Raw genomic sequence first — 16,712 nt, forward strand, 5'->3', positions numbered from 1 at the left:
ACCGGTTCAAATCCGGTTGGGGTCACACTAGGAATAATCCTCAGATCACGGAGATCTGGGGATTTTTTGTTGCTTTTAACGGGACACCAAATGCCCTTCTGGCGCCTCAAATAAGGGCAACAACCCATATTTGACGCGCTATCTTCCCACTCGGTATAGTGTTTACCTGTAGGCGTGATTGGCGCAGTGGTAGCGCGCTTCGTTCACACCGAAGAGGTCACTGGTTCGAACCCAGTATCACGCACGAGCCACCCCCGTTTGTACATCCGCAACGGGGGTTTTTGCATACAGCCCCAATCACTATCCGCAGATCAAGAAGGTACTCGGTGACAGCACCAGAACTAGCAAATCCAACCGATTACGGTCGCATGTACTCTCGTAAACGCGGCGGAGAGCTGCTAGTTCCTTCCATCACGACCGTTATCGGTCAGCACGCTACCGATATGAGCGGATGGCACGGTTATATGGCTGCAAAAGCTGCTCTCGAAGACCAGAGAGCTTATCGTGCTGCCGGATCCTCGGGGCTCAAGTACGCTATTATTCGGGATGCCGCCGCCGCATCCGAACGGTACCGAGATGCTGCAGCCGAGCGCGGTGACAGGGTACATAATTACGCCGAGAATATTGCGTTACGCGCCATGGGAGCGGAACACAATGTCGAAGAATGTCGAGAACAGCTTATCCTCAACGGCGAACAAGCCTATGCGGATAGGTTCGATGAATGGTGGGACGCTTTTCGCCCTCAACCACTCGCCGCAGAAATTACTATCTGGAATAAGTCCGTAGGTTACGCCGGAACGCTGGACCTTGTCGCCCAGATCGCCGGACGAACCTGCATTATTGACTATAAAACTAAAGGCACCGACCGGCGAGGGCGTGTTAAACCCCTTGACGACAAGGTGGTTATGCAGCTGGTTGCTGGGCTCAAAGCCGAAGAATCGCTGGTAGACCCTGTCGCGGGAACCTGGGAACCCTGGAAATACGGCGATGCCCCCATCCTGATGGGCGTGGCACTGGGCGAAACGCAGGTGGTGCCGCATCAGGCAAATCCAAAGATTCTTGAACAGAACTGGTATAAATTCTGTGCATTGCGGAGGGTCTGGGAATATAACCGTACAGTTCACGAATTCCCGGACGACGCGCTCATGCCGGTAGTTCCGCCTCCTGTGGCAGGTCAACCGTCTTCGGGAGATCACACACAGGTAGCCTAGTAAACCCGGTAGAAGACCAACAAAATAATCACGAGTGTTCTATTTGGACGAATACCTCAGCCGGTACAATAGAATGCTGGTATTTGACAGCCCTTCACCCTATTTGGAGCATATCTGCGTACCATAACAAGCGCATCAGGGAGACATATGACAATTCTGAGTATCCGTACCGTAGGCGACCCCGTTCTTCGCAGCGAATGTGAACCTATCACCGTTTTTGATCGGGAGCTTGCCAAACTGATCGACGATATGCTTGACACCATGTACGACGTTGAAGGAGTCGGGCTGGCTGGGCCTCAGATTGGTATCTCCAAACAAATTTTTACCTTTGGTGGCATTGACGGCCGCGAAGGATATATTATCAACCCCGTACTTGAGACCGGAACGGAGCCTCAAGAGGGAGGGGAAGGATGCCTGTCGGTACCCGGTATGAAATCGGATACTCCGCGCATGAACTGGGCCCGGGTGAGAGGCGTAGACAAGATGGGAAAGCCCCTAGTGCTTGAAGGGGAAGGACTATTCGCGCGTATGCTCCAACACGAAACCGACCATCTTCACGGCAAACTCTTTATCGATCGCCTTGTCGGCGAAGATCGTAAACGGGTTATGCGCGCCATCCGAGCCGCAGACTACAACAAGGTGACAGCACAGACCTCTGCCGAACGAGCAATGCGGGTTGGCGGCAGCTTCGGCGCCTCTCTAGGCAGCTTCAGCGCATAGATATACCGTACTCCACCAGGTTTAAGGACTCGCCCATGACCCTCAAAATTCTTTACGCGGGAACCCCCGAGCTCGCTGTACACCCTCTTGATACGCTTGTCCAGTCCCCGCGGGTTCAGGTAGTTGGAGTGCTCACGCGTGAGGACGCGCCGGTAGGTCGAAAACGCATCCTGACCCCCTCGCCCGTAGCACAACGCGCTGAAGAGCTCGGGCTGCCTATCGTTAAAGCGAACCGGTGGTTGCCGGAGACCCAACAGCAGATAGCCCCTCTGGGAGCCGAAGCTGCTGCCGTGGTCGCATATGGCACAATTCTGCCCCAGCAAGCACTAGACATGCTTCCCTACGGCTGGGTTAATCTGCACTTTTCGAAGCTGCCTGCGTGGCGAGGGGCCGCACCCGTACAGCGTGCTCTCATGGCGGGAGAAAACGAGATTTTCTCGAATACCTTCCTTCTAGAAGCCGGGTTGGATACTGGCGCGGTCTTCGAAGAAGAATCCACGCTGGTGACGGAAGACGATACTGCCGGGAGCATTCTCACACGTTTGGCGCAAAGCGGAGGAGAGCTGTTGGCGAACACCTTTGTACGGCTTGAGGCAGGCGAGCACGGAACCGCGCAGCGCGAGGACAAATCCGTCAGTTACGCGGCAAAGGTGACCAACGCCGATGCGCGCATAGATTTCACCCAAAGCGCCCACAAAATTCTTGCTCAAGTTCGCGCAGTAACCCCGGAACCTGGCGCCTGGTGTGAATTTTCGGGGAACCGACTTAAGATCGGCGGTGTGCGTCTGAGCGATCAGGCCGGTACCTTGGCTCCTGGACAGCTTGAACTTCGTGGTAAAAAACTCTATGTGGGTACGGCGGACGGTGCTTTAGAACTGGTGCGTGTACAACCTGCCGGTAAAAAAATGATGGACGCGCTCGCCTGGGCACGCGGTCTCGGTAGCGGCCTCGCCGAAGGAAAGGTAGTGCTCTCATGACGGAACGACGTTATAACGACAAGAATGGCTCACGGAATCCGCGAAATCGCGGTACATCATCGAAACGATTTGACGGTAAGACTAGTGAACAACGCCGAAACGAACGTGCCCAGCGCTCCCACGATGGCATGAAACGCGGCGGAGGTGGTGCTTCCAAACGCAATAAGAGTGGGCATGAGCGCAACCGTAAGCAGCTTTCGTCCCGTGAGTTCTCTGCGACTGCGCCCTCACAGCGCTCACGCTCTGCAGACCCCGCGCGCCTCGTCGCATTTGAGGTTCTCAACGCGGTAGCGCAAAACGACTCCTACGCAAATCTCGTGTTGCCCGGCACGATTCGTGCCCATCATCTTGACCATCGGGATGCGGGCTTTGCCACCGAACTCACCTACGGAACCCTGCGTAGCCAAGGCACCTACGACGCCATTTTGGCGCATTGTGCGGATCGTCCGTTAGAGAAAATCGGTACAACCACGTTGATTGTACTGCGTATGGGCGTTCACCAGCTCTTGAGTATGCGCGTGCCTGCCCATGCAGCCCTTAACCAAAGCGTCGCATTAGCCCGTGCTCAGATCGGCGGTGGTCCCGCGAACTTTGTGAATGCGGTGCTGCGACGCGTCAGTGAGCGTAGCCGTGAGGAGTGGTACGCCCGTCTGGAAGCTGATGCCAAGGACGACACCGAAAAATTTGCGCTCGCAAAATCGCATCCAACCTGGATTGTGCGTTCCATGCGCCAAGCGCTTGCGGCTCATGGCAGGTCTCCGGCCGAAATCCAGGAGCTTCTTGATGCCGATAACCAGGCACCTGTGGTAAATCTTATAGCGCTTCCCGGGATAGGAGACCTGCAGGAAGCCTTCGAGAAAGGCGCGGTAGAGGGCGAACTGGTGGAGGATTCCGCTTTATATTCCGCTGGCGATTTAGGCAGGTTGGAAAGTGTTCGCGAGGGTACCGTGCGTGCACAGGATGTAGGTTCGCAGCTGGTTACTCGCGCGCTTGTTGCAGCTCCTCTTGAAGGGCAAGACTCTGCGTGGCTTGACCTGTGCGCCGGTCCGGGCGGTAAGGCTGCACTGTTGGCGGCTTTGGGCGCGCAACGTGGTGCTCGGGTGGTGGCGAATGAGTCGGCAGCGCATCGTGCAAAACTGGTTTCACAATCTTTACGACCGCTTTCTCACGACGAGTATGTTGTTCTCACCGGGGACGGGCGTGAGATCTCTCAAACGCTTGAACAAAATGCTGAGCGGTTACCCGAGGGCATCAAGCCGGAGCAGAAATTTGACCGTGTGCTGGTTGATGTTCCCTGCTCGGGGCTAGGTGCCCTTCGCAGGCGTCCGGAGGCACGCTGGCGTAAATCCCCGCGTGATATTGCCGATTTGCTTCCTCTGCAGCGTCAGCTTCTGGAGGCTGCGTGTGAAGTTACGCGGCCTGGCGGTGTGATCGCGTACGTAACCTGCTCACCGCATGCTGCTGAGACTCAAAATATTGTTGCGGAGATACTGGAGACTGGAAAAGTGTGTCTGCTGGATACACAGTCGATACTTCAAAGCGTTGCCCTGCCGAGCGCTGAAGGACGAAGCGCTCTTGCGGGCGATAAGGCTCCCGGGTATCGTCCACAGGTACGCCTTAAAAAATCCTCCTCGGTTCGTCAGGAAGATATTCTGGATGAAGCATCAACAACTGCACAGCTGTGGCCGCATACTCATGGTACTGATGCTATGTTCCTCGCACTCTTCCGTAAGAATTAGAATCGCGCAATACAACCGTATTTTTAGTGCGGCGATTATTGTTATCCGAACATCCGTATGTCATATTGAGGAGGTTTTCTCATGTCTGTTGCTATTAATCCGTCTATACTCTCTGCCGACTTTGCAAATTTACAGCACGAGTTAGAACGCATTTCGACTGCGGATGCGGCACATATTGACGTGATGGATAACCACTTTGTACCAAATCTGACGTGGGGGCCTCCGGTTGTTAAGCGTCTGCGCGAAGTTTCGCCCGTGCCTTTTGATGTGCATTTGATGATTGATGATCCTGATCGTTGGGCTCCCCAGTATGCCGACGTAGGCAGCGAATCGGTAACCTTCCACGCGGAGGCGGCTACCGCACCTATTAAGCTGGCGCGTACTCTGCGAGAATCCGGGGCAAAAGCTGGGTTGGCATTACGCCCGGCAACTGCCGTAGAACCATACCTTGATCTACTCACAGAAATAGATATGCTCCTGATTATGACGGTGGAACCAGGCTTCGGCGGGCAGAAATTCCTTGATGTCACTTTGCCTAAAATCCGTCGTGCCGCATCGGCGCTTGAAGGGTCCGGTATCCCGGTGCGGCTTCAGGTTGATGGCGGGATTACGGAGGAAACGATTGTGCGAGCTGCGGAAGCCGGAGCGGACTGTTTCGTTGCAGGCAGCTCGGTGTATGGGGCAGAAGATCCGCAGACCGCGATTGCTGCTTTGCGTTCTCTAGGAGAGAGTGTACGAAAGACGTGGAGGTCACATCCTCACACCGGGATAAATCTCTCTGATGGATGCAGTTGTTCTTAAAAATTTGAGTGCATTGTGCGCGTATTGTGACGCTGTAAACGGTTAAAGCGTGAAATATTTTTGATGACATAACGTCTTTATAGCTTTATGTAATGACTATAAAAAACCTGTATTTCCAATGAAAAAACCACATATCGGTAAAAAGATTGACGGTTCTTAACGTTAACCATGAGAGTTTTTCCTTGAAGTAGGGCATATATGACGGTAAGGTTAGGTAGAGTTTATTTGTCTTAGGAGAAATATGTCTTTTGAACACCCAGCGTCACTAGCTCAATTCATGGTAAATCGCCGTAACTTTCTAGGTATGGCGCTTGCCTCGGGCACTGCATTTACACTTGCAGCATGCAGTCAGGAATCTACGACTTCTGACTCTTCGGAATCTCCCGAAAGTGAGACTCGCGTTGTTAAAAATGTAGATGAGGAAGAAATTACGGTACCTACTAAACCGCAGCGCGTTGTAGTTCTCTCAGAACCTACTTTGGATGCGGTACTCGCACTTGGCGTTAAGCCTGTAGGCGCTATTTCTGGTCGCGGTCAGCAGACTGTGCCTAACTACCTCAAAGATAAGGTAGGAGACGACGTTACACTTGTCGGTTCTGTGTCTGAGGTTAACTACGATAAGGTTGCCTCCCTCACGCCCGACCTTATTCTGGCTGATTCCACAGGCGTGGATAAACGTTCAGAGGCATACAAGACTCTGCAGGATATTGCTCCCGTGGTGTACACCGGATACGCCGGCGGTGATTGGACTATCAACTTTGAGCGGGTAGCGGATGCTCTTAACCTGGTAGACCAGGGTAAGAAGGTTGAGGAAGACTACGAAAAACTTACTGAGCAGCTCAAGAAGGAGCTAGAACCTCTGTACGGTGATAAGACCTTCTCCATCGTGCGTTGGGCAGGTAACGGCCCCGCACTGATCTTGAAGGAACTCCCTGCCGGTCAGGTGCTTTCAGATTTGGGGCTGCAGCGTCCCCCGGCACAGGATCGTGAAGGGCAGGGTCACTCAGAGCCGGTCTCTTTAGAGAACCTCTCAGATATTGACGCCGACTACATGTTTATTGGTACTTTGGGTGGCGCAAGCCAGAAGAACCCGAATGTTCAAGGTGATGCTAGCGCCAATGGTGCATCAGAAGTTTTGAAGAAGGCAGAGGCCACATCTGGCTTCACGAATTTGAAAGCCTACCAGAACGAACATATTATTACGGTTGAGGGTTCTAAATGGACCTCAACCGGTGGTCCTCTGTTGATGAACGGTATTGTTGCGGATGTTCGCAGCAAACTACTCGAAAATCAAAACAATAATCAGGGACAGTAGGATTAGATTTTAGACGCGGCACCTCGCTTGAGGAGGTGCCGCATCTAGGCTCTTGAATACTCAACGACGAATACGCTGAAGATACACAAAATGCTTTTGAAAGACAGCAACATGCCCCTGGGGCTGTCTTAAAAGAGCTTGAAAACCTTATACACGAAACGGAACATAACGATGACACAGCACGCACATCATGCCGCCCGCTACAGTGCCGTGGTAGCGCTTGCGGGTGCTTTGCTTGCACCCGGCGTAACAACTCCCGCAACTGCTCTTGAAGATCCGGGTCAAACTCCGGACGCTACCCCCGCCCAAGCCGGTAATAATGCGCAGGCGCAGGATCCTGCTGTGAAGGTTCCCGGTGAAGGCAACGAGAGAATGCCTCAAGGGAAGGTAGAACAACCCGCCGCGAAAGCAACCGACAGTGCTACTGTTACCGGCTCCGTGATTATTAAGAACCGTCAGGGCCTTGAGATTAGCGGCTCGGGGTGGGGTGCCAACGCCGTTATCGCTGTGAAATATGATGACGGTAAGGTTAAACCCACAGAACCGGTGACGCACGATGGTAAGGATCTGTCGGCACGCGGTGTTATAGCGGTTATTAAGGCAGACGAGAACGGTAACTTCACCACAACCATCCCTTTCCCCACTAATGCTAACTGGACCGTCGGTTCAGAACACAAGATTAACTTCCTGAGCGGCAGTTTGCAGAAGGGCGATGAGCAGCACTCAGCAACTCACACGGTAACTGTGGGCGAAGAAGCTCCGGCAGCCGAAACTCCAAAAGTTGAGACTCCCGAGCAGCCTCAGGTGAAAGAAACCCCCAAGAATGAGGTCCCTGTAGAAGCTCCAAAGGCTGAAGAAACGCCTGCACAGCAGCCTCAGACTGATGAGGTAGCTAAGAATGAGACTCCTGCTGATACTCCGAAGGCAGAAGAGACCCCTAAAGCTGAGGAAACTCCGGTACAGCCCAAAGCTGACAACGCTGCTAAGAACGAAGCAGAGCAGCAGCCTAAGGCAGAAGAGAAACCAGCTCCTCAACCGGCAGAAAATAATCCTGCTCCTGCCGCTTCTGAGAACTCGCAGACTGTTGAGTCCAACGGCGTTACCGTGACCGGTGTGAAATACGCGAAAAATGGTCAGGAAATCGAGGTTAGCGGTACCGGCTGGAAGAATGCCGACGGTACCGGTTCTGTGATCGCCGTGAAGTACGACGGCGGTGAAGTCAAGTCTACGAATCCCGTAACGTATGACGGTAAGGATTTAGCTGGACGCGGTGTTGTAGCCGTCGTTACGGCTAATCCTGATGGTACGTTCACCGCAAAGCTGCCGTTCCCGAACGCTGAGAATTCAACCGGATTTGAGAAGTGGACGGACGGTTCACAGCACGAGATTAACTTCCTAAGCGGCAGTTTGCAAAAGGGCGACGCTGCGAAGCATTCGGTAACTCTCAACGTGACTGTAGGTGATGCCCCTGCTACTGCTGAGACTCCGAAAGACACCGGTCAGCAGACAGTTAACCCTCCGGCTGATAACACCAAGAAACCAGAGCCTCAGCCTACCGAACCTCCTGCACAGGATCATCAAAATGATGGTAACACCGGCGCTCAGCCTAGCCCAGCAGATAATCAGAGCGGTACTGCGAAACAGGGTGCACAAAATAATGCACCTGCACCTACTGCACCTGCTCCTGTCGTTGAGACTCAGACTGCGTCCGACGGTGATGCTACCGTAACCGGTCCTAAGACTGTGACCCACGGTCAGGGAATCGTCGTTAACGGTTCTGGATGGAGCCCCTATAGCGTTATCGCCGTTAAATACGATGGCGGTGACATCAAACTTGACCGTGCCGTGGTCTATAACGGTAAAGACTATGCGTCTCGTGGTGTTGTGGCCATTATTCAGGCTGATGCTGATGGCAAGTTTACCTATACTTTGCCGTTCCCAAATAGCGATAAATGGGGCGTGGGCACCGTTCACGATATCACGTTCCTGACCGGTAGTTTACAGAAGGGCGACGAGCAGCATTCGGTGACATTGTCCGTTACGATTGCTGGCGCTGACGGCTCCACGTTAGCCCCTGTAAGTAGTAATCACGCCTCTAACAATGGTTCAATCGCAGGCGGCTATGATGCCGGGTTGGGTAACAACGGATCAGGATATGGCTCTGTGGCACCTATTCCCACCCAGAGCTCCGGAATCAACTATGCAGCCCGTCAAGGCAGCATTACGAAGCAGGCTTCTCTTGGGGCTGCTGCTGAACTGGAAAACGATACGCTCATTAACCGTGTGCAGGCACGCGCTAAAGCTGCCGCAAAGAACGGTAGTAACAGCGGTGCCCACGCCAAGAGCGCACCCAAGAAAACCCGCACGGCCAAGGCCGCGCCCGGTAAAAACGGTACCCAGGGCAATGCAACTACCGCGGCAACACAGTCCGACAGCAATAGTGCCCCCAATATCATTGGCGCTGAGCTTAGCGGCTTCTCGCGTTGGTTTGCGAACAATGCAAATAACGTGTTGCTCTCTATCGCGGGTCTGATTATCTTGGTGCTTGCACTAACCTTCCGCAAGAGGGCGTAATCACCTCTCACACCTGAGGAAATATACACAATATCTCAAACATTAGGGTTCCCTCCCACACCGTCGGTGGGGGAGGGAACCGGTATAAATTACCACTAGTCGCACAGAAGAGGAAACTCATGCGAACCACAAAGACAGTATCAAAGGCGCTCACTGCCTGCGCGGCAATATCCCTTAGTCTTGGCCTGGGGATGGGAGCTGCGAATGCGATCCCACCCGGAGGTGCATCTAACAACTCTCCAGGAACTAGCTCAACTGTAAGTCCTCATGTGACTCCCGGCGGAGTAGTGAACTTTACGCTATCCGGTTTTCCACCCAACTCTACCGTGACGGTCAAGATCGACGATGAAGGTCGTGTACATCAGCAACAGGCTGATAGCAAGGGTAATCTGAACGGATCCTTTGTTTTACCAGATTCCGTTGGCTCTGGAGAACATACTTTGCGTTTTTTGGCGCCCGGTGCCGCTAAATACGATGCCAACGGAAAAAAGATGGGACAGGAACCAGGTACCACCAATAAGAGCCCTGTATTTACCGTTGGAGAATCCGATAATGGGGGCGGCAATAATGGCGGCTCGTCAAATAACGGAGGGTCCTCTAAGGGCGGCTCCGATTCTTCGTCCAACAATAACGCCGGATCTGAAGGTTCGGGTAATAATGGTTCCGAAGATAACGGCGGTAACTCGGCACAGGACGGTGGTTCATCTGAGCAAGAGACCGTCTATCTTGATGCTGATGGCAACCCTATCTCTAAAGAAGAGTATGATCGTTTGAACGCTGAGGCTGACGAGGGCGGGAATAAAGATTCCTCCGATCAGAAAAACGACCAGAACGCTAACAAGAGCGAGCAGAAGAAGACCGCCAGCGCCTCTGCATCCAGCAGTGCGAAGAGTAGCGCGTCGGCCTCTAGCTCCGCAAAGACACAGGCAGATAGCCATAAAACCAGTAACACAACGGTAACGTATGGTCAGGAATTCCCGTGGCTGGGCGTATCTGTGCTTGGCGTTGCTATTATCGGTGCTATTGCTGTACTGATTATTCGGAAGCGTCCATAGACAATGGTGACAAGCGCGCGCCGCAGGGGAGGTAACGCTCCTTTGCGACGCGCGTTTGGCACTCTTGCTCAGGAGAAGAACCAAAGGTACCCTAACGCAATAGGGATCAAGACACGGTATCGAGATAAGGCGGTCTTAGCTACCTTTACGGTAGCGTTGTTGATAGCACTGTATCTTAGACCACACATAATAAAGGAGTCTCGTTGAGCGTAACCTTGGAACGCACAGGAGCCTCACGAACCATGAAAAGTGGGCGCAACGAAAAAAACGGCCGACGAATAACCTGGCTTATTATTTTCGCGGTTCTGCTCGGCGTGAGTATTCTTGCCTCGCTAACTGTTGGGCTAAAATCACTCTCCCCCGACAGCATCGTAGAAACCTTAGCGGGGCAATCAACCCCCGAAAGTCATGCCATTATCTTTGAGCAGCGCATTCCGCGGACACTCATCGGGATAGCCTGCGGGGCGGCCCTCGCAGTTGCCGGATCACTCATGCAATCACTCACCCGTAACCCACTCGCCGAACCTGGTCTGATGGGTGTCAACGCCGGTGCCGCCGTTGCAGTCATCCTCACTGTTGTACTTTTCGGTGTTCTCGGTATTTGGCAGTATATGATTGCCGCCGCTGTTGGGGGCGCTATAGCCGCCACTGTCGTCTATACCCTCGGGCGTGGTCGAGACGGCTCTATTGTTAAGTTAGCTCTCGCCGGTGTGGCTATCTCTGCCGCCCTTGCCGCTGTAGCGCAGGGACTTATGCTCTCGAACCAAGATGCTTTTGACGAATTTCGTGTGTGGGTTACTGGGTCTTTAGAAGGGCGCGATATATCAGTTGCACAGGCCGTTGCCCCCGTGATCCTCGTGGGTCTCCTTTTAGCGTTTTTTGTAGCACCCTCGATCAACGCGCTAAGTATGGGTGAAGAAGCCGCTATCTCCCTAGGCGTACGAGTGTATCAAACTCAAAACCTCACACTTCTTGCCGTAACGCTTCTTGCAGGTGCGGCAACCGCTGCCATCGGACCAATCTCCTTCGTCGGTTTGGCAGTTCCCTTCGTAGTGCGTGCCATAATGGGCAATGATGTGCGCTGGGTTAACTACGGCTCCGCGCTTCTAGGTCCTGTCTGGCTGCTCATGTCCGATGTCTTAGCCCGTGTTATTATGGCGACCCCGGAGCACCCGCAGGAAACTCAGGTAGGAATTATCGCTACCCTTGCAGGGGCACCCCTCTTCCTATTCCTGATGACTCGTCGTAAGGTGGAGGCTCTCTGATGACAGATACACAGACTAAGGCGACGAACCTCAAGACTCAGAAACAGGAAGCTTCGCGCCCTCGAGGCGCACGGCGCGGTCACGACTTGGCTGGCAGGCTCGTTCTTAACTCACGCGGACTCATTCAGGCGCAGGTTCCTTGGCGGGTTATTGTGCTTAACATTGTGCTGATCGCTCTCATTGTGGCACTAAGCCTGTGGGGGCTACAACAGGGCGAATACAAAGTGACGACGATGGACGTTATCAATGCTCTCGTTGGGCGGGGTAAACGCATCACAGTGGTCTTAGTACAGAAGCGTGAAGCGCGCATCGTGGCAGCTCTGCTTGTGGGCGCAGCTCTGGGGCTTTCAGGGGCGCTGTTCCAGGTAATCTCAGGTAATCCGCTGGGCTCACCGGATATTATCGGCTTTACACACGGTGCTGCAACTGGTGCACTCCTGCAGATTATCGTCTTCGACTCTGGCCCGGTAGAAGTTGCTATCGGTGCCCTCATTGGCGGTATCGCAACATCCATTACGGTGTGGTTACTGACTCGACATACAGGTTTACGCGGGTTCCGCCTAGTGCTTGTGGGTATTGGCGTAGGATCGACTCTTGCGGCGTTCAACTCGCTGTTAGTAGTTCGGGCATCACTGACTCAGGCGCAGACGGCGGCATCCTGGCTTGCCGGTTCTCTCGATGATATGTCGTGGCCGCGTACGATTACACTGATGATTTTTCTGATTGTCACAGTTCCCGCGCTTCTAGCCATAGTACGCCCTCTCGGGGCCATTCGGTTTGGCGATAGCGTGGCGTCAGGACTAGGCGTGAATGTCAACGCCTATCGGGTGTGTGCGCTCTTCCTCGGTGTGCTTCTCGTATCGCTCGCAACCGCGACCGCCGGTCCCATCGCATTCGTGGCACTTGCTGCCCCGCATATCGTGAAAACCCTGGGGCGAAGTGGCGGAGTTACCCTTTTCGGATCTGCCCTCATGGGTGCGTTGATGGTGCTGGCCTCAGACCTTATTGGAAGGTTTGCAATTCCCGGCCGTACCCTACAGGTCGGTGTGGTTACCGGCGCCCTGGGCGGTTTATATCTGATTTACCTGATTTACCTTGAAAGGAAGAAGAGCTAGTGAAGGCTCGTGCAGAGATTAGCGAAAGCCGACTCGCAGGCGAAGACATGGTCGTAGCCTATGGCGACCACACAGTGCTCAGCGGTATAGACTTCAAGGTGCTTGAGGGTGAGCTTACCGTTATTTTGGGTCCTAACGCCTGCGGTAAATCTACCTTACTCAAAGCTCTGGCGCGTGTGAATCCTCTCAAAGGCGGAAAGGTCTTTCTTGATGGTCTGCCGCTTTCAAAGATGAAATCCCGCTCCATCGCGCAGATTCTCGCCATGCTTCCTCAAACGCCGGAGGCACCCACCGGGTTGACCGTGGCGGATGTTGTGGCACGCGGCCGGTACCCGCATCAATCCCTTCTGCGTTCCTGGTCTGAGAAAGATGAGGCTGCCTGCGTTGAGGCTATGGAAGCCGCGAACGTGTTGGAACTGTCCGAACGTCCTATTGAGGCGCTTTCCGGCGGTCAGCGTCAGCGCGTGTGGATTGCCATGACCCTTGCCCAGCAGACGCCTTTGATTCTGCTGGACGAGCCAACCACTTACCTGGATATTACCCACCAGATTGAGGTGCTAAACCTTACCAAGAAGCTCCACTCTGAGGGGCATACCGTTGCGGTTGTGCTGCACGATCTGAACCTGGCTTTCCGATACGCCACTCATGCGGTGCTCATGAAGGAAGGTAGGATTATCGCTCAGGGTGACCCTCAGGAAATTGTCACTGCCGAGCTAATTCAGGAAGTTTTCGACCTAGAATCTGTTATATGCGATGACCCCTGTACCGGAACACCACTGGTAGTTCCGGCAGCTCACCAAGAGATTACTATTGCCGCGGACGCAATTGCCGCCGCCCGCGAAGGTCACTAAGGAGCCTTTTATGGGTGATTTTGAGACCCTTCCACATAAAATCACACAGAATCTCAAGTCAAAGATCATGGCGCGTCCTATGCCGCCTAAAACCCCGCGCCCAACACCTGCCCCGCGCGTACCCAGCCCGCTTATGACGCGCATCGTAAACGAAGCCGTGGACACGCAGGAACTTAACGCCCGCATCACAGAGATCGTAGCGGATGGAACTCCACTTATAGAGCAGGCTTACTATGACGACGGAACAGCGAATGAGAACGAACGCATTGTCACATTCCTGTATCAGCATGCCACGGCAGAGCAGGTTCTCATTTTTGTCAATCGACTGACAGATGAGAAAAACCTGCCGTTGTCTCTGATGGAACGTATTCCAGGCACCGATTGGTGGGAGCTGAGCTTCCAGATGCGCACCGACTGGCGGGCTTCCTATAACTTTATTCCCACACTGCCGGGGGAACGCCCGATCTGGCTGGGGGAGGACGATCAGGTGACACTGCGCACCGCTCTTGATTCTGGTGAAGGCGACCCGCTTAACCCGAAGACCGTCTGCAACCGTATTGGCCGTTGTATGGGCGTGGTTGAACTTGCCGATGCGCCGGTTCATGAGTTTCTGCTCACCCAACAGGAACTCGACAGCCTTCCTGAACCACGCTGGATGAGTACTGCGGACGGACACCAATATTTGTTGGGACGGGTAGGAAACCCAAGCCCCGATTCTCCGCTCTTCATCCTCTTCGACGGTGAAGTCTGGTACGGGCACGGTATGGAGCATATGCTCAACCGAGCCTGTGCCGCCGGGCGTATTCCGGATATGAATGTCTTCTTTCTGCACTCGGGCGGCCGAGAACGCCGCTGGCAAGAGCTCAATGGAGACAGCCCCATAGCCGACTATATTGTGGAAGAAGCGCTTCCTCATTTGAGGCGTCATCACGGGCTGCGGCCAGAGCCACAGGATATTATCATCAACGGACAATCCTTAGGCGGACTGTCTTCTCTGCTGGCGGTTTTCTCACGCCCAGAATCCTTCGGAGCCGCAATTGCCCAGTCATCTTCACTGTGGCAGCCCCAAGTTTTCGACAAACTCTCACAGCTTCGTGAAGCCAATGAACTACACCGTCTGTCCCACCTTCACCTTGAGGTCGAGGTAGGCGAGCAGGAATGGATTCTGCTGCCGCCGCATCAGCGTTTTGTTCAGGAACTCGAATCTGTGGACACACGCCTGAACTACACTGTATTCAACGGCGGCCACGACTACGCCTGCTGGCGTGGAGCTATCATACCCGCGCTGAATCGCATTCTTATGCCCAACCCCTAAAATCTTATAGCCGAGAAAGACATAAACATGACCGAACAGATTGTGGAACGCTCCGAACTGCTTGAAACCCCACTGATTCCTGAGGATTTCGCACGGCGTTACCGTGAAGAAGGGTACTGGATTGATCAGACCATACCCGAGTTTCTGCTTGATGCCTGCCGTGCTAAGCCACATTTTCCGGCGTTAGTGGCACTTTCGCATGCACAGAGCGACGCAGAGGGCAAACCGCAGCAGATTCGACTGAGCTATGGCGAGTTGGAGGCGGCTGCTCGTGCCGCAGCACGTCGCCTAGAGAATGCCGGGGTGCAACCCGGCGATCGTGTGCTTTTACAATTAGGAAATATCGCCGAATACCTGATATATCTCATGGGTATTTTTTGGGCAGGAGCCTTACCGGTCTTTTGCCTGCCACAGCACCGCACGAGTGAGCTTGTCCATTTTGCAACCCGCACTGATGCCGCTGCGCATATATTTTCCTCGAAAACCCCGGGAGCAGATTTTGCAGCGCTCGCCGACGATGTGGCACAGACGATGCGCGCTGATGGTCTAGAACCGCCTATTGCCCTTGATGCTGCGCTCCCGGTAACCCCGTTGAGCGAGGCGGAGCTGGCTGAACCGTTCCATCCCGGTGTTGTGCAGAATACCCAAAATACTCTGGCAAGCGAGCAGATCGCATTTTTGCAGCTTTCCGGCGGTACAACCGGTATGTCAAAGCTAATTCCGCGCACTCACGCAGCCTACTTGTACTCGGTGCGTGGTTCCGCCGATATCTGCAAGCTGAATAACAACACAACCATGTTGGTGGTGCTTCCTGCGGCACATAATTTCACGATGAGTTCGCCTGGGATCCTGGGCGTGATGTGCATGCAGGGTAAGCTCGTATTTGCTGCTGATCCTAGCCCTCAGACGGCGCTTAATCTGATTCAGATGGAAGGCGTTACCTTCACCTCACTCGTACCGCCCTTGGCGCAGGCCTGGCTGGCGTCTGTAAAGAAACGTGACGTGCATCTGCCCTCGCTCCGCGTGCTTCAGGTGGGTGGCTCGAAACTTGCTCCGACGGTGGCGGGGGAGCTCGAAACAACCCTAGATGTGAGAATCCAACAGGTTTTCGGCATGGCGGAAGGCTTGGTGAATTACACTCGTCTGCGTGATGAACCCTATATACGCATGAATACTCAGGGATACCCTATCAGCCCGGCTGATGAAATCCGCGTAGTGGATGAACAGGATAACCCGGTCGAGCCAGGGCAGAGCGGTCACCTCCTCACGCGCGGGCCCTATACGATTCGCGGGTATTATCGCGAAGAAAACGCTAATCAGCTCAGCTTTACTGAAGACGGTTTCTACCGCACGGGCGATATCGTGCGTATAGTCGCGGGAAAGTATCTTGAAGTTACTGGACGCGCTAAAGATCAAATTAACCGTAACGGTGAGAAGATCTCGGTGGATGAAATTGAGGAGTTGGCGTTAGAGCATCCGGATATTTTGGATGCAGTAGCCCTTGGCCTGCCCGATGAAGCTGTGGGTGAGCGCGTCTGCTTGATAGTTGTACCTCAGGCTGGGAAATCGCTCGGTGAGAATCCGCGCCGTACCATGTATGAGTATTTCACTGAAAAGAAGCTGGCTGATTTTAAGATCCCCGAACGTGTGGAGGTATTGAGCTCTCTGCCAACCACAAACGTGGGTAAGATCTCACGCCGTGAACTTCGCGTTAAACTAGTTGAGATGCTGGCTCAGGAGTAAGAGTAACTAAGGTAAGCATTAGCGCGGGCTA

The 16,712-nt window shown here is 53.9% G+C and carries 13 protein-coding genes and 1 tRNA gene; all 14 read left to right on the plus strand.

Translation table 11 applies throughout. The features are described 5' to 3' along the window. Positions 1 to 172 precede the first annotated feature (172 nt). The 14 genes from HMPREF2981_RS07755 to HMPREF2981_RS07820 all read left to right on the plus strand — a co-directional run bounded on the left by HMPREF2981_RS07755 (position 173) and on the right by HMPREF2981_RS07820 (position 16,681). Positions 173 to 244 (plus strand) — tRNA-Val (locus HMPREF2981_RS07755). 82 nt (positions 245 to 326) lie between these two features. Then, a complete protein-coding gene (locus HMPREF2981_RS07760) occupies positions 327 to 1,211 on the plus strand; it encodes a cytochrome (RefSeq protein ID WP_070662117.1) in 885 nt (294 codons plus the stop codon). A gap of 147 nt (positions 1,212 to 1,358) precedes the next feature. Then, positions 1,359 to 1,931, plus strand: coding sequence for a peptide deformylase (def, locus tag HMPREF2981_RS07765; RefSeq protein WP_070662119.1), 573 nt, complete (start codon positions 1,359 to 1,361; stop codon positions 1,929 to 1,931). A gap of 35 nt (positions 1,932 to 1,966) precedes the next feature. Then, positions 1,967 to 2,908 carry a methionyl-tRNA formyltransferase gene (fmt, locus tag HMPREF2981_RS07770; RefSeq protein ID WP_070662122.1) on the plus strand — a complete coding sequence of 314 codons (942 nt, stop codon included), beginning with the start codon at positions 1,967 to 1,969 and terminating at the stop codon, positions 2,906 to 2,908. Next, the gene (locus HMPREF2981_RS07775; protein WP_070662125.1) at positions 2,905 to 4,647 is read left to right on the plus strand and encodes an RsmB/NOP family class I SAM-dependent RNA methyltransferase; all 1,743 of its coding nucleotides are present in this window, start codon (positions 2,905 to 2,907) and stop codon (positions 4,645 to 4,647) included. Before fmt ends, HMPREF2981_RS07775 begins: the two co-directional genes overlap by 4 nt. An 81-nt stretch (positions 4,648 to 4,728) precedes the next feature. Next, positions 4,729 to 5,448, plus strand: coding sequence for a ribulose-phosphate 3-epimerase (gene rpe, locus HMPREF2981_RS07780; RefSeq protein ID WP_070662128.1), 720 nt, complete (start codon positions 4,729 to 4,731; stop codon positions 5,446 to 5,448). 241 nt (positions 5,449 to 5,689) lie between these two features. After that, entirely contained in the window at positions 5,690 to 6,763 is a 1,074-nt protein-coding gene (locus HMPREF2981_RS07785; RefSeq protein WP_013399279.1) for an ABC transporter substrate-binding protein, read from the plus strand. A 171-nt stretch (positions 6,764 to 6,934) separates the two neighbouring features. After that, positions 6,935 to 9,337 (plus strand): hypothetical protein, encoded by a 2,403-nt coding sequence (locus tag HMPREF2981_RS07790; RefSeq protein ID WP_070662131.1) that lies wholly within the window; start codon positions 6,935 to 6,937, stop codon positions 9,335 to 9,337. A gap of 119 nt (positions 9,338 to 9,456) precedes the next feature. Then, on the plus strand, positions 9,457 to 10,392 hold the full coding sequence (locus HMPREF2981_RS07795) for a hypothetical protein (protein ID WP_070662134.1): 936 nt from the start codon (positions 9,457 to 9,459) through the stop codon (positions 10,390 to 10,392). A gap of 203 nt (positions 10,393 to 10,595) precedes the next feature. Next, complete coding sequence (locus HMPREF2981_RS07800) at positions 10,596 to 11,657, plus strand: FecCD family ABC transporter permease (RefSeq protein ID WP_246825397.1); 1,062 nt, start codon at positions 10,596 to 10,598, stop codon at positions 11,655 to 11,657. Beyond that, complete coding sequence (locus HMPREF2981_RS07805) at positions 11,657 to 12,772, plus strand: FecCD family ABC transporter permease (RefSeq protein ID WP_070662141.1); 1,116 nt, start codon at positions 11,657 to 11,659, stop codon at positions 12,770 to 12,772. Before HMPREF2981_RS07800 ends, HMPREF2981_RS07805 begins: the two co-directional genes overlap by 1 nt. Further along, on the plus strand, positions 12,772 to 13,623 hold the full coding sequence (locus tag HMPREF2981_RS07810; protein WP_004004923.1) for an ABC transporter ATP-binding protein: 852 nt from the start codon (positions 12,772 to 12,774) through the stop codon (positions 13,621 to 13,623). Before HMPREF2981_RS07805 ends, HMPREF2981_RS07810 begins: the two co-directional genes overlap by 1 nt. Before the next feature lie 10 nt (positions 13,624 to 13,633). After that, positions 13,634 to 14,938, plus strand: coding sequence for an enterochelin esterase domain-containing protein (locus HMPREF2981_RS07815; RefSeq protein WP_070662145.1), 1,305 nt, complete (start codon positions 13,634 to 13,636; stop codon positions 14,936 to 14,938). Between the two features lie 27 nt (positions 14,939 to 14,965). Continuing rightward, positions 14,966 to 16,681 carry a (2,3-dihydroxybenzoyl)adenylate synthase gene (locus tag HMPREF2981_RS07820; protein WP_070662149.1) on the plus strand — a complete coding sequence of 572 codons (1,716 nt, stop codon included), beginning with the start codon at positions 14,966 to 14,968 and terminating at the stop codon, positions 16,679 to 16,681. The last annotated feature ends 31 nt before the right edge of the window (positions 16,682 to 16,712 follow it).

The organism is Rothia sp. HMSC069C01 (assembly GCF_001814655.1).
Classification (GTDB): domain Bacteria; phylum Actinomycetota; class Actinomycetes; order Actinomycetales; family Micrococcaceae; genus Rothia; species Rothia dentocariosa.

Coding starts and splice junctions, on each gene's coding strand:
- HMPREF2981_RS07775 (WP_070662125.1), top strand. CDS start 2,905: ATGACGGAACGACGTTATAACGACAAGAATGGCTCACGGAATCCGCGA.
- HMPREF2981_RS07790 (WP_070662131.1), top strand. CDS start 6,935: ATGACACAGCACGCACATCATGCCGCCCGCTACAGTGCCGTGGTAGCG.
- HMPREF2981_RS07785 (WP_013399279.1), top strand. CDS start 5,690: ATGTCTTTTGAACACCCAGCGTCACTAGCTCAATTCATGGTAAATCGC.
- HMPREF2981_RS07820 (WP_070662149.1), top strand. CDS start 14,966: ATGACCGAACAGATTGTGGAACGCTCCGAACTGCTTGAAACCCCACTG.
- HMPREF2981_RS07795 (WP_070662134.1), top strand. CDS start 9,457: ATGCGAACCACAAAGACAGTATCAAAGGCGCTCACTGCCTGCGCGGCA.
- def (WP_070662119.1), top strand. CDS start 1,359: ATGACAATTCTGAGTATCCGTACCGTAGGCGACCCCGTTCTTCGCAGC.
- HMPREF2981_RS07805 (WP_070662141.1), top strand. CDS start 11,657: ATGACAGATACACAGACTAAGGCGACGAACCTCAAGACTCAGAAACAG.
- fmt (WP_070662122.1), top strand. CDS start 1,967: ATGACCCTCAAAATTCTTTACGCGGGAACCCCCGAGCTCGCTGTACAC.
- rpe (WP_070662128.1), top strand. CDS start 4,729: ATGTCTGTTGCTATTAATCCGTCTATACTCTCTGCCGACTTTGCAAAT.
- HMPREF2981_RS07815 (WP_070662145.1), top strand. CDS start 13,634: ATGGGTGATTTTGAGACCCTTCCACATAAAATCACACAGAATCTCAAG.